This is a genomic window from Paraburkholderia solisilvae (assembly GCF_902859875.1).
In the GTDB taxonomy this organism is placed as follows: Bacteria; Pseudomonadota; Gammaproteobacteria; order Burkholderiales; family Burkholderiaceae; genus Paraburkholderia; species Paraburkholderia solisilvae.
This window is the reverse complement of sequence record NZ_CADIKF010000003.1, coordinates 39,279-53,158: the sequence shown is the minus strand read 5'-3', so window position 1 is coordinate 53,158 and position 13,880 is coordinate 39,279. Positions and strand designations below refer to the sequence as shown.

9 protein-coding genes are annotated in these 13,880 nt (G+C 65.9%); 6 read left to right on the top strand and 3 right to left on the bottom strand.

Annotated features, from left to right (window positions below; all coding sequences use genetic code 11):
• Window positions 1–23: 23 nt before the first annotated feature.
• Window positions 24–887: a sulfurtransferase gene (locus tag HV675_RS02955; RefSeq protein ID WP_175109269.1), complete on the bottom strand. Its 864-nt coding sequence runs from the start codon at window positions 885–887 to the stop codon at window positions 24–26.
• A 193-nt stretch (window positions 888–1,080) separates the two neighbouring features.
• Between HV675_RS02955 and dnaE the strand changes: the two genes are divergently transcribed.
• A complete protein-coding gene (gene dnaE, locus HV675_RS02950) occupies window positions 1,081–4,710 on the top strand; it encodes a DNA polymerase III subunit alpha (RefSeq protein ID WP_175109421.1) in 3,630 nt (1,209 codons plus the stop codon).
• Window positions 4,711–4,853: 143 nt separating this feature from the next.
• Here the strand turns inward: dnaE and HV675_RS02945 are convergent, their stop codons facing one another.
• Window positions 4,854–5,618: a glycosyltransferase family 2 protein gene (locus HV675_RS02945; RefSeq protein ID WP_175109268.1), complete on the bottom strand. Its 765-nt coding sequence runs from the start codon at window positions 5,616–5,618 to the stop codon at window positions 4,854–4,856.
• A 363-nt stretch (window positions 5,619–5,981) separates the two neighbouring features.
• Between HV675_RS02945 and msbA the strand changes: the two genes are divergently transcribed.
• From msbA to HV675_RS02920, 5 genes are all read left to right on the top strand, one after another.
• Window positions 5,982–7,775: a lipid A export permease/ATP-binding protein MsbA gene (msbA, locus tag HV675_RS02940; protein ID WP_175109267.1), complete on the top strand. Its 1,794-nt coding sequence runs from the start codon at window positions 5,982–5,984 to the stop codon at window positions 7,773–7,775.
• A 14-nt stretch (window positions 7,776–7,789) separates the two neighbouring features.
• Window positions 7,790–8,971, top strand: coding sequence for a glycosyltransferase family 4 protein (locus HV675_RS02935; protein WP_343056755.1), 1,182 nt, complete (start codon window positions 7,790–7,792; stop codon window positions 8,969–8,971).
• 526 nt (window positions 8,972–9,497) lie between these two features.
• Window positions 9,498–10,628, top strand: a complete 1,131-nt coding sequence (locus HV675_RS02930) for a glycosyltransferase family 9 protein (protein WP_175109266.1) — start codon at window positions 9,498–9,500, stop codon at window positions 10,626–10,628.
• Window positions 10,625–11,998, top strand: coding sequence for an O-antigen ligase family protein (locus HV675_RS02925; RefSeq protein WP_175109265.1), 1,374 nt, complete (start codon window positions 10,625–10,627; stop codon window positions 11,996–11,998). The genes HV675_RS02930 and HV675_RS02925 overlap by 4 nt, the downstream gene beginning before the upstream one ends.
• Before the next feature lie 63 nt (window positions 11,999–12,061).
• On the top strand, window positions 12,062–13,372 hold the full coding sequence (locus HV675_RS02920; RefSeq protein WP_175109264.1) for a glycosyltransferase: 1,311 nt from the start codon (window positions 12,062–12,064) through the stop codon (window positions 13,370–13,372).
• 151 nt (window positions 13,373–13,523) lie between these two features.
• On the opposite strand, the gene HV675_RS02915 is transcribed toward HV675_RS02920, so the two are convergent.
• Window positions 13,524–13,835 (bottom strand): hypothetical protein, encoded by a 312-nt coding sequence (locus HV675_RS02915; protein ID WP_175109263.1) that lies wholly within the window; start codon window positions 13,833–13,835, stop codon window positions 13,524–13,526.
• Window positions 13,836–13,880 lie beyond the last annotated feature (45 nt).

Genomic DNA, 13,880 nt, shown 5'->3' with positions numbered 1-13,880 from the left:
GCGCATCAAGCGCATCAAGCGCCTCAAGCGGCGCGGGCGCGATCGCGCTGCGGATGGCACGCGGCGCAGGTCTTGCCCGGCACGTAAAACGGCGATTGCTGCCCTTGCGGCGTGACCACCGCGCGGCAGCCGAAGCATTGCACGGTGGCGGTGGGCGCGAGCGCCGGATCGAGCGCGGTGCGGTAGTCGAACACGAAGCATTCGCCGTGATAGTGCGCGCCGCCGACTTCCTCGAAGTACTTCAGAATGCCGCCTTCGAGCTGGTAGACGCTCTCGATGCCGACCTCCTTCATATGGATCGCGGCTTTCTCGCAGCGAATGCCGCCGGTGCAGAACGACACGACGGTCTTGCCTTCGAGGTCGGCGCGATGCTGTTCGATCACTTCCGGAAACTCGCTGAACTTGCTGATGCGGTAGTCGAGCGCATGGTCGAAGGTGCCGACATCCACTTCGAACGCGTTGCGCGTATCGAGCATCACGACGGGCCGTCCCGCATCGTCGTGACCGCGATCGAGCCAGCCCTTCAGCGTGCGCGCGTCGACCGACGGCGCGCGGCCGGTCTCCGGACGGATCGCCGGTTTCTTCATCGTGATGATTTCGCGCTTGAGCTTCACGAGCATGCGGCGAAACGGCTGCGCGGCCGACACGCTTTCCTTGAACTGCAGGCTCGCGAACTTGCCTTCGAAAAGCGCGTCGTGGCGGATGTAATCGATGAACGTGCGCACCTCGTCGTGCGCACCGGCGATAAACAGATTGATGCCTTCCGGCGCGAGCAGGATGGTGCCGCGCAGGCCGAGCGCGAGGCAGCGTTCCTTGACGACGGGGCGCCATTGTTCGATCGCATCGAGCGTCACGAACTGGTAAGCGGAAAGGTTGAGGATGCTCATGGTGAATCGGATCAAACGGTGGTGCGGCAGGCCGCAATACGGCAAACCCGTATTATCCCTCATCCCGCGCGCAAACCGGCAGCGGCGCCTCGCGCGCAGCACGTCGCCGCGTCGCCGCCCGGCTGACGACGGTGTGCCGGGCGGTCCGTTTGGCCTATAACTTACGGCCTATTGCGCAAGGTCGCGAGTTACAATACCGGCCATGTCAGATCCCCGCTTCGTCCATCTTCGCGTCCACTCGGAGTTCTCGATTGCCGACGGCATCGTGCGCCTCGACGACGTCGTCGCCGCCGCGGCCAAAGACGGCCAGGGCGCGCTCGCGCTTACCGACCTCGGCAACGCTTTCGGTCTCGTCCGGTTCTACCAGGAAGCACGCGGCAAAGGGGTCAAACCAATCGCCGGCTGCGATGTCTGGATCACGAATCCGGCGGACCGCGACAAGCCTGCGCGGCTCCTGCTGCTCGTCAAGGACCGGCGCGGCTATCTGAACCTGTGCGAACTGCTGACGAAGGCATGGCTCACGAACCAGTATCGCGGCCGCGCGGAAGTCGAAGCCGAGTGGCTCGAAGGCGGCCTCGCCGAGGGGCTGCTTGCGCTGTCCGGCGCGCAGCAGGGAGACATCGGCATGGCGTTCGCGGCCGGCAACGACGAAGCGGCGAAACGGCATGCCGAGCGTTGGGCGCGCATTTTCCCGCACGGCTTCTATATCGAACTGCAGCGCTGCGGGCAGCCGGGCGGCGAAGCGTACGTGCAGCAGGCGGTCGCGCTGGCGGCCGCGCTGCGGCTGCCGGTGGTCGCGACGCATCCGCTGCAGTACATGACGCCGGACGATTTCACCGCGCACGAAGCGCGCGTGTGCATCTCGGAAGGCGACATGCTCGCGAATCCGCGGCGCCAGAAGCGCTTCACGACCGACCAGTTCTTTCGCACGCAGGACGACATGGCCGCGCTGTTCGCGGACCTGCCGTCCGCGCTCGCGAACACCGTCGAAATCGCGAAGCGCTGCAATCTGACGCTCGAGCTCGGCAAGCCGAAGCTGCCGCTGTTTCCGACGCCGCACGGCCTGTCGCTCGACGACTACCTCGTGCAGTTGTCGAAGGAAGGACTGGAAAAGCGGCTCGAACAGCTGTATCCGGACGAGGCCGCACGCGCCGCGCAGCGCGACACGTATTACCAGCGGCTCGATTTCGAATGCGGCACGATCATCAAGATGGGCTTTCCGGGCTACTTCCTGATCGTCGCGGACTTCATCAACTGGGCCAAGAACAACGGCGTGCCGGTGGGCCCGGGCCGCGGCTCCGGCGCGGGCTCGCTCGTCGCGTACGCGCTCGGCATTACCGATCTCGATCCGCTGCGTTACAACCTGCTGTTCGAACGCTTCCTGAATCCGGAACGCGTGTCGATGCCCGACTTCGATATCGACTTCTGCCAGGAAGGACGCGACCGCGTCATTCAGTACGTGAAGGGCAAGTACGGCGCCGATGCGGTGTCGCAGATCGCCACCTTCGGCACGATGGCCGCGAAGGCCGCGGTGCGCGATATCGGCCGTGTGCTCGATCTCGGCTACACGTTCACCGACGGCGTCGCGAAGCTGATTCCATTCAAGCCCGGCAAGCACGTGACGATTGCCGACGCGATGAAGGAAGAGCCGCTGTTGCAGGAGCGCTTCGACAACGAAGACGAAGTGCATCAGCTGCTCGAGCTCGCACAGCGCGTCGAGGGCTTGACGCGTAACGTCGGCATGCACGCGGGCGGCGTGCTGATCGCGCCCGGCAAGCTCACCGACTTCTGCCCGCTGTACACGCAAGGCGACGAAAGCGGCGTGGTCAGCCAGTACGACAAGGACGACGTCGAAGCAGTCGGCCTCGTGAAGTTCGACTTTCTCGGGCTGACCACGCTGACCATTCTCGACTGGGCGGAGCGCTATATCCGCCGGCTCGATCCGTCGAAGGAAAACTGGTCGTTGGCTCAAGTGCCGCTCGACGACCCGGCGTCGTTCACCATCCTGAAGAAGGCGAACACCGTCGCCGTGTTCCAGCTGGAAAGCCGCGGCATGCAAGGCATGCTGAAGGACGCGCAGCCGGACCGCTTCGAGGACATCATCGCGCTCGTCGCGCTGTACCGCCCGGGTCCGATGGACCTGATTCCGAGCTTCTGCGCACGCAAGCACGGCCGCGAGATAGTGGAGTATCCGGACCCGCGCGTCGAACCTGTTCTGAAAGAGACCTACGGCATCATGGTCTACCAGGAGCAGGTGATGCAGATGGCGCAGATTATCGGCGGCTATTCGCTGGGCGGCGCCGACCTGCTGCGCCGCGCGATGGGCAAGAAAAAGCCCGAGGAAATGGCGAAGCATCGCGAGATCTTCGCCGAGGGCGCCGCGAAGAACGGTCTGACGCGCGAGAAGTCCGACGAAATTTTCGACTTGATGGAGAAGTTCGCGGGCTACGGCTTCAACAAGTCGCACGCGGCCGCGTATGCGCTGCTCGCGTACTTCACCGCGTGGCTGAAGGCGCACCATCCGGCCGAATTCATGGCGGCCAACATGTCGCTCGCGATGGACGACACGGACAAGGTGAAAATCCTGTTCGAAGACTGCGTGAACGCGACGAACAAAATGACGGTGCTGCCCCCGGATATCAATCTGTCCGCGTATCGCTTCGAGCCGGTCGCCGAGGCGGACGGCAAGCGCTCGCGCACGATCCGTTACGGTCTTGGCGCGATCAAGGGCAGCGGCCAGAACGCAATCGAAGAAATCCTGCGTGCGCGCGCAGAGGGGCCGTTTACCGATCTGTTCGATTTCTGCCAGCGTATCGATCGCCGCGTCGTGAATCGCCGCACGGTCGAAGCACTGATTCGCGCGGGCGCGTTCGACACGCTGCACGCGAATCGCGCGCAACTGCTCGCGTCGGTATCGCTCGCGATGGAAGCGGCTGACCAGGCGAGCGCGAACGCGATGCAGGCGGGTCTCTTCGATATGGGCGACGGCTCGCCGTCGCAAGGCCACGAACTGGTCGACGAACCCGCATGGTCCGACAAGCGGCGGCTGCAGGAAGAGAAGAGCGCGCTCGGCTTCTATCTGTCCGGACACCTGTTCGACGCATACAAGGACGAGGTGCGCCGCTTCGTGCGGCAGAAGATCGGCGAGCTGAAGGAAGGGCGCGACAAGGTGATCGCCGGCGTGATCTCGTCGCTGCGCACGCAGATGACCCAGCGCGGCAAGATGCTGATCGCGCTGCTCGACGACGGCACCGGTCAGTGCGAAGTGACGATCTTCAACGAGCAGTTCGAAGCGAACAAGACCTTCTTCAAGGAAGACGAACTGCTGGTCGTGCAGGGGCAGGCGCGCAACGATGCATTTACCGGCGGCATCCGCTTCACGGTCGATACGCCGATGGATCTCGGCCGCGCGCGCAGCCGCTATGCGCAGGCGGTGAAGGTGCAGGTGAACGGCAACGCGGATGCGCAGGCCTTGCGGCGCGTGCTCGAAGCGCACACCGCGGCGGCCGATGCGGCGTCAGGCGCGCCGGCGCAAGCGCCGGCTGCCGGCGGGTATGGGCGCGGCGGCAACGGCAGCAACGGCGGTGGCCGCGGTTTTGAAGGCAAGGGCGGCGGCAGGGGCGGCGGCGGTTTCGACGGCGGCCGCGGGCAGCGCGCGTCGGCGCCGGTGCCGAACGGGCTCGCCGTGCAGGTCGTTTATCGCAGTGAGCATGCGGAAGGCGAGGTGCGCCTCGGCGACGCATGGCGCGTGAAGCCGACCGATGAACTGCTTGCCGCGCTGCGCGGCGAATTCGCCGGCAGTTCGATCGAAATCGTGTATTGATGCGCGCGTCGCGCGCGACGGACGAGCGCGGCGAATGCGACTGCCGATGCGCTGGCGTGCGTCGCCGTCGGAACGCGCGCGAATCCGATGATCTGCAGTTGGCTGCGGCTACCTTTGCCAGCTACCCGGCGAGTCGCCGAGGGCTACCTGCGCGGCTTGCGCGCGTCCAGATGCGCGAGCTTCAGAAACCGGTAGTACACCGTGCCGGCATTGAACACCGCGATCATGAAGCCGGCACGGCCGTCGAGAAAACCGCGGCGCAGCACGTAGGTCCGCACGAACGCCCATGCGCCGCGCGCAAGCGCCTTGCCGAAGCTGCCGCGTTGTCCGGCCGCATGCCGCTGCCGCGCGCCGGCGGTCGAATACGCGTCGAGCTTGCGCAGCACCGTTTCGAAGTCTTCGTACGAGTGGTGCAGCAGCTTGCCGGCGAGGCGCTCGACCGGCGTGCTGAACACCAGCCGCTCATGCACGAGATCGTCGGAAAAGCGCGCGGCGCCGCGCCGGAACAGGCGGGGAATCCAGTCCGGATACCAGCCGCTGTGACGGACCCAGTGACCGCAGAATGCCGATAGCCGGTCGAGCGCGTACACCTGCGCGCGCGGCTCGGCCAGCGCGGCTGCAATCGATACCGCGAGCTCCGGCGTGACGATTTCATCCGCGTCGATCGACAGGATCCAGGTGGTGGCGAGCGCATCGAGCGCGCGGTTTTTTTGCGGCCCGAAACCCGGCCAGTCGGTCTCGGTCAGGACCCGCGCGCCGTACGTGCGCGCGATGTCGACGGTCGCATCGGTGCTGCCGCCGTCGATGACGACGATCTCGTCGGCGAACGCGACCGACTGCAGGCACTCGGCGAGGCGCGCGGCGGCGTTTTTCGTGATGATCGCGACACCGAGAGTGGGTTCGTTCATGCGTGGTCGTGTAGGGGGCGCAGTGGGCTCGGCGGCGCGGCGCGTTCGGACGGGTGCTGCGCATGCGGATGCCTCGGCGGCGCAGACAGCCGCCTGCGAAGCCCGGGCCCGCGCAGCGTCGCGCAAGTATACACAGCGCGGCGGCCAGCAGCCGGTCGATCGCGCCATACCATTCGGGCAACACGCCCGGCCGCGTCGAATTCCATCGGCCCGGCGTGAACCGGAACGGAGTCGCCGACGCCGGCCGGTTTACAATGTCACTTTTCTTTGCTGGCCGGCGTATTCGCCCGTCGTGCATCGGATGCACGTCGCGACGCGTGCGGTGAATCACCGATGCGCCGGTCCGCCCATTCTGAGGAAGTCTTGAGCGCAAAGCCTACGTTAAGCAAACCCATCGGCTCCGGTCAGGCGTCGTCCGCAGTGATCGTGTGGCGCAGGCTTTGGCCGTACCTGAAGCCGCTGTTCTGGGTGCTGGTCGGGGCGATCCTCGCGATGGCCGCGAGCGCGGCCACCGATGCGGCGATCCCCGCACTGCTCAAGCCGCTGCTCGATCACGGTTTCGGCGCGCACGGCAGCGAGCGCGCAAAGTGGTTCGTGCCGATCGCGATAATCGGCCTTGCGCTCGTGCGCAGCACGTCGCAATACGCGTCCGGCTATCTGCTCGCTTACGTGTCGAACCGCGTGCTGCTCGAGCTGCGCCTGAAGATGTTCAACCGCATGATCCACACGAGTGTCGCGTTCTTCCAGCGCGAGACGGCGAGCACGGTGATCAACGCGATCGTGTTCGAGGTGAACCAGATCCTGAACGTGCTGCTCGGCGTGCTCGTCACGCTCGTGCGCGATTCGTTGACGGTGCTGTTCCTGCTCGGCTATCTGTTCTACCTGAACTGGCGGTTGACGCTGATCGTCGCGGTGCTGCTGCCGACCATCGGCGTGCTGGTCGGCAAGATCAACCGGCGCTTGCGGCGCCTGAACCGCGAGCATCAACTGCTCACCAACGAGCTGTCGTACATCGTCGAGGAGACGGTCGGCGGCTACAAGGTCGTCAAGGTGCACAACGGCGAGCAGTACGAAATCGACCGCTTCACCGAGATGAGCAAGCGCCTGCGCGGCTATTCGATGCGCATGCAGGTGTCCGGCGGCCTTGCGCAGCCGCTCACGCAGTTTCTCGCGTCGATCGCGCTCGCGGTGGTCGTGACGATCGCGGTCATGCAGTCGAGCTCCGATCAGACGACGGTCGGCGGCTTCGTCGCGTTCGTCACGTCGATGCTGCTCGTCATCTCGCCGTTGAAGCACCTGATGGATGTGAACCAGCCGTTGCAGCGCGGCATGACCGCGGCCGAGCTGATCTTCGGGCTGATCGACGAGCCGCCCGAGGCCGCCGGCGGCGGCCGGCCGCTGGCGCGCGCGAGCGGCGAGGTCGAATTCCGCGATGTGTCGTTCGCGTACGGCGCGAGCGGGCCGATGCAGCGCCAGACGCTCGATCGCGTGTCGTTCAAGATCGCACCCGGCGAGATGATCGCGCTCGCGGGCCCGTCGGGCAGCGGCAAGACCACGCTCGTGAATCTGCTGCCGCGCTTTTTCGACCCGTCTGGCGGCGAGATTCTGGTGGACGGCGTCGCGCTGCCCGAATACGGCATTCATGCGCTGCGCAGCCAGATCGCGATGGTGAGCCAGGACGTCGTGCTGTTCAATGACTCGATCGCGAGCAACGTCGCCTACGGACAGACGCCCGATCGCGACAAGGTCATCGCGGCGCTGCGCGCGGCGAACCTGTGGGACACGGTGGCGGCGATGCCGGAGGGCATCGACACGCTGACCGGCGACAACGGCATGATGCTCTCCGGCGGCCAGCGCCAGCGTCTTGCGATCGCGCGCGCGATCTACAAGGACGCGCCGATCCTGATTCTCGACGAAGCGACTTCCGCGCTCGACTCGGAATCCGAGCGCCATGTGCAGTCTGCGCTCGAAACGCTGATGAAGGGCCGCACGACGCTCGTGATCGCGCACCGGCTGTCGACGATCGAGCGCGCGGACCGCATTCTGGTGATGGAAGCGGGGCGCATCGTCGAACGCGGCACGCATCGCGAGCTGCTCGCGCACGACGGACTGTATGCGCATCTGCATCGCATCCAGTTCCAGCAGAACGCGGCATGAAGCCTGTGACGCGGATGAAAATCGGCATCTCCAGCAATGCGTTGAAACATAGCGGCGGGCTTGAACGCTATGCGATGGATCTCGTGCGCGGCTTCGTCGCGGCGGGCGTCAAGCCGGCTTTTTTCGCGCGGCGATTCGACAGGTCGTTGCCGGAAACGTCGATGGTCGACGCGTACCGGATCAACGTATCGTTTCTGCCCGGCAAGCTGCGCGACGGCTGGTTCTCGCGCCGGCTGCGCGCGGCGCGGCGGGCCGCCGGCGTCGACGTGCTGATCGGCTGCAATCGCGTCGATTCGTCGGACATCGCGATTTGCGGCGGCACGCATCTGGGTTTTCTGCGTGCAACCGGCAAGCGCCGCACACGCTCGGACGAGCGGCAAATCGCGCTCGAGCGGCGTCAGTATGAGCACGCGAAGCTGATCGTCGCGCACTCGCAGTTGATGCGCGACGAGCTGCTCGAGTTGTACGGCATCGCCGATTCGAAGATCGAGGTGTTGTATCCGCCGGTCGACGACGCGCGTTTCGCGCCGGTGAGTCTTGCCGAGCGCGCAGCGTTGCGGCGCAAGTTCGGCTTTGCCGACCATGAGGTCGTGCTGCTCTTTCCGTCGAGCAGCCACGAGCGCAAGGGCCTGCCGCTGATCGAGGCGGCACTGCGCGAGCTCGATGCGTCGATCGTGCTCGCGGTCGCCGGCCGGCCGCCCGAACGCACGGACGCGCGGGTACGCTACATCGGCTACGCAAAAAATATCGAGGACTGCTACCGCGCTGCGGACTTCACGATTCTCGCGTCGACCTACGAGCCGTTCGGCCTCGTCGGCATCGAATCGGTGATGTGCGGCACGCCGGTGATCTTCCCCACGACGCTCGGCTGCTGTGCCGCGATTGCGCCGCATGCGAAGCACGAGTTCGCGCCCGGCGACGTGGCCGACCTGCGCGCGACGATCGGGCGCGCGGCGACGCGCGGCGATCGAGCGGTTGAGCCGGTTGAGCCGGTTGAGCCGGTTGAGCCGGTTGAGCCGGGTGAGCCGGTTGAGCCGGTTGAGCCGGGCGAGTCCGCTGCCGCGGCTGCTTTTGCCGCATCCTCCATGTCCACGCCAGCCGAGCTCGCGCGCGGCGCGGTGCGATACGACGCGCGCGTGGCCAGCCACGTCGACGCGCTGCTGCGTGCGGCGCAGCGCATCGTCGAAAGCCGCTGAGCGTTTCGCCGGTGCGCGTTGCCGCAGCCGCGGCGACGACCTGACAATGGCGTCCCGTTACGCTGAGTGCGCAGGCTGCGTCGTCCGGTCCGCGGGGCGAACGTTCTTGATAAACGCATGCGTTTGTCGCGAACCGCACGCCTCGTGCGAGACCTTGCTGAACACGCGCGACGCGCGGCCGGGAAGTCGTTGGCCGCATAGGGCGCATGTTATGATCGCTCGTTCATGTTTCGTGCCTGCAATCCTGCAATGCCGGTCCGTCGGCCCGACAGTTCGACGTGGGCAACGCTGGAATTTCACTTCGCTTTCGAGGCTGCTTTCAAACCAGCTGACAGACCCGGCGTCGAAGCCCGTTGCATGTGCATCGATTTTTTTGTGCCGACTTTTTGGGATATGCCCGGTCGCCTGAGGCGTAGCGACTGTTCAGAACGAAACCGCTGGAACGGTTGAAGGGGAATGCGGCTTCTTGCCGTTATTCAACGGCGCACAGCAAGATGACAGGCGGGATAAACCCGCCGATGACCCGATGAGTCGACTAGCTGGACGTATCCGAATTTTTGCACGCGCGCTGCCGCGGCTTCTTATGAAGCCGCTGCGTCGCAAGCCGTTGCATCCGCAACGGATTCTGATTGCCCACCACCTGCTGCTTGGCGATACGCTGCTGCTCACGCCGCTGCTCGCGAAACTGCGCACGCAATATCCTCGCGCGGACATCATGCTCGCGTGTCCGAAGGCGATCGTGCCGCTGTACGCGGGGCAACCGTTCGGCGTGATCGCGTTGCCGTTCGACCCGCGCGATCTCGCGACCGTGCGCAGCGTGCTGCGCTCGGGTCCTTACGATCTCGGCATCGTCGCCGGCGACAACCGGCATAGCTGGCTCGCGCTTGCCTCTGGTTGCCGCTGGATCATCGCGCATGCGAACGATGCGCCCGCGTGGAAGAACTGGCCGGTCGACGAAGGCGTGCCGTATCCGTCCGTGCCGGCCGCATGGGCGGATCTGACCACGGAACTGGTGCCGGGCGCTGAACCCCGTGCGTATCATCCTGACGATTGGCCTGCGCCGCCGCACACCGGCTTGCCGCATGCGGATCTGCTCGCGCAACCTTACGTCGTGCTGCATCCGGGCGCGAGCACCGCGGTCAAGCGCTGGCCCGATGCGCGCTGGCTCGAGCTTGCGCAGTTCGTCGTGTCGCTCGGCTATACGCCGGTGTGGAGCGGCGGCCCCGGTGAAGTCGACCTGATTCGCAATATCGACCCGGATCCGGCTCATCCGAACCTGGCCGGGCAGCTTGGGCTAGGCGAACTGTGGCATCTGTTCGCCGGCGCGAAAGCCGTCGTGTGTCCCGATACTGGCGTCGCGCATCTTGGCCGGCTGATCGGCGTGCCTACGGTTGCGTTGTTCGGTCCGGGCAACGCGTCCATTCATGGCGCCGGCCGGTACTGGCGCACCATGCCGTTCGTCGCGGTGACGATTGCCGATATGCCGTGCCGCGATCAGCCTGAGATTTTCCGGCGCAGGGTAGAGTGGGTGCGCCGCTGCGATCGCGACTCGACCACCTGTGTCGCATGGCGCGGCGACCACGCGGACTGCATGGGGCGGCTGTCGGTCGCGATGGTCTGCGATGCGCTACAAAACGTTCTGGTGAAGGTGCAATGAGCTTTGCTGCGGCGCGTGTCGAGCGCGCACTCTGGGTCGCATGCCCGGTACTGCTGTTTGTCGTGATGTTCGCGCATACGACGGCGATCGTGTATATCGCGCTGGCGCTGCTCGCGCTCGGCACGCTCGCCGCGGCAGCGTCCGCGTTGCGCGCGCGCGGCGCGGGGCGCGGTGATGGGTCGCTCGGTGGGTCGCTCGATAGGTCGCCCAGCAGGTCTCTCAGCGGGTCGCCCGGTTGGCTGCCCAACTGGCCGCTCGCGCTGCCGATCGCCGCATGGGCCGCGTGGACGCTCGCGTCCACCGCGTGGTCGTTCGCACCGGCGGTCAGCTTGCATGCGTGGCTCGACGAAGTGCTGTATCCGTTCGTCGCGTTCTGGGCGTTCTGGGTGCTCGGTACGAAGAGTGCGCGGCCCGAACGCTTCGTGCTCGTCACCTGGTTGGCCTGCGCGGTGCTCGTGGCGACGAGCGTCATCTACTGGGGGCGTCTGCAGCCGCCGACCGCCGACACGTTCCTGCTGCACTACTACGCGCGCGTCGGCCATACGAGCACGCTCGCGATCTTCGCGCTGACGCTGTTCGCCGGCCTGCTGCTCACGCGGCCGCGCTGGCGCGCGGTGGGCGCGCTCGGCGTCGCGATGTGTCTGTTCATCGGCCTCGCGACACTCAACCGCTTCTTCTGGCCCGCGGTCGCGCTCACGCTGCTGATCGCGCTCTATCCGCTGTACCGCCGGCATCTGGTGCTTGCCGCCGTGTCGATCGTGATCGTCGCGGTTGCGGGCCTCGGCACGCTCGAGCTGAGCTCGCGGTTAAGGATCGGCAATGTGGTCGCGCAGGAACCGCGCGCCGCGTTGCATCTCGGTGGTCACGTCATTTATCTGCCGCGCGGGTTCTCGGGCATCGACGATACGATGGCCGGCGACACGCGCCCGCGTCTGTGGGCATTCTATGCGTCGGCGTCGAAGCCGCATGAATGGCTCGGTATCGGTTTCGGCAAGCCGCTGCCGGGTCTCGCGTATCACGGCGTGATGCCGGATGCGCTGCTGAAGTTCGAACCGGTTGCGCTGACGCACGCGCACAACCTGTTCCTCAACACGTATCTGCAAACGGGCGTGATCGGCCTCGTGCTGCAGATCGTGCTGCTGCTGTCGATGATCGGGCGCTTCTGGCAACTGCGGCATGTGCATCTGGGGATATGCACGGCCGGGATCGCGCTCGTCATTGGTATGATTACGAAGAATATTACGGACGATTTCATGTGGCAGACGACCATGCTGGCATTCTGGTCGTTCGCAGGCCTGATGCTCGGCTGTGGTGAACGGCAGCGCGACGCTGGGGTAAAGTCGCCGCATGCATGGCGCGATACCGGTTGACCGGTGCGCAGCAGGGCCGCGCGTTGCAGGGCGCGGCATATACGGGGATAAGTGGTTAACAAGATGATCGACGAAAATCAATACGGCGCGCCGCAGGGTGTGCCCGACGGCACAGCGACCGGCCCGCAGGACTACGGCCTGGTCGACGCCACGGCCGACGCGCCTGCGCGGCCCCTGCGAATCCTGTTCCATATCAACGATTTCGGCAAAGGCGGCACCGAGACATCGCTGCTGTCATGGCTCAATGTGCTCGACCGGCGGCTCTTCACGCCCAGCGTATCGGTCGGCTACCCGACCGATGAGCTCGCGTTCTGGCGCGCGAAGTCGATTCCCGATGATGTCCCCGTACACGTGCTGGCGCCGTCGAAGTGGATGCACGTGCTGCATAACACCGCGCGGCGCCGCAAGATGGGCACGGCCGAGAAGCTCGTGCACAAGGCGCTCAAGTACGGCGCGGTGAGGCCGCTTGCCGCGCGGCGCTTGCGTGAACTGGTGCGCGAGCACGACGTGATCTGCGACTTCGATTTCTCGCTGCGGCACCTCGCGGGTCACGGCGGCGTGCCGTGGTTCGGCGTCAGCCATTTCAGTCTCGCGACGCGTTTGGGCAACAAGAGCGCGCGTTATGTCGAGCGGCGCGTCAGGCAGTATCGCCGCTATGCGGCAATCGCCGTGCTCACGCCCGATATGGAACGCGAAGCGCAGCAGCTGTTCAAGGCGCATCCGTTGCGCATCACCGAGTTGCCGAACGTGATCGACGTCGACGCGATTCGCCGCGACGCGCGCGCGCCGATCGACGACCGGCCAGCCGCGCCGTATATCGTCTCGGTCGCACGCCTCGACGAAGGGCAGAAGGATCACGCGACCCTGCTGCGTGCGTATGCGCTGCTGCGCGAGCGCGGCCATCTCGCAGCGGAGCTCGTATTGATCGGCGAGGGCCCCGCTCGCGGCGCACTCGAGCAGCTCGCGCGAGAACTCGGTGTCGTTGCGCATGTGCACTTCATGGGGTTTCGCTCGAACCCGTTCCCGTATATCCGTCAGGCGGAAATGCTGGTGCTGAGCAGCCGCTACGAGGGACTGCCGATGGTGTTGCGCGAGGCGATGGCGATCGGCACGCCAGTGCTGTCGAGCGATTGCCCGACCGGCCCGCGCGATCTGCTCGACGGCGGCCGCGCCGGCCTGCTCGCGCCGCCCGGCGACGCGCAGGCGCTCGCGTACGAGATGGCGCGCCTGTTGACCGACCGCGCGTTGCGCAAGACGCTGATCCGCAATGGGCTCGCGAAAGCGGACACGTTTGCGCCGAAGCATGCGAACAGCCGCATGCTGACGCTGGCGCGGATGCTGTCCACGAAGACGGAACCGGTCATCGGGCTCTGATGGGGCGTGCGGTGTACGGCGTGCGATGTGCGAATGCGGTCGAATGAGGTCGACTGAAGTCGACGGAGGTGCCGCTGCGGTGCGGCGTCGTTGTCGTCACGTATGCGTGACAGCCGGCCGTGCGCCGCGATTCGCTTTTCGCACGCGCTTCTTACACACCGCTCGTCACGAGCGATAACACGGACAGGTCCGGATGCGTGCCGTCGACGACGCTGCGCCCGACCTGCACCGCTTCGTTTTGCGCGTCTTGCGTGCTCGCGAACGAATCTTCGCCGTCCGCGTGAAACGCCACCGTGTGGCCGGGCAGCGCCGGATTGGCGCCCGGATGGCAGACGTAACCGATATACGTATAACGAACGGGCTTCGTGTCGCCCGGCCGCACCGGTTCTTTGGGCCGCGTCGACACGTGAATCTCGAACCCTTCGTAGTCGACCGATTGCCAGCAGACGTTGTCGTCGGACATGGTGGCCTCGTTTTCGTGACCGCATGGATGCGCGCGCATGCGTAC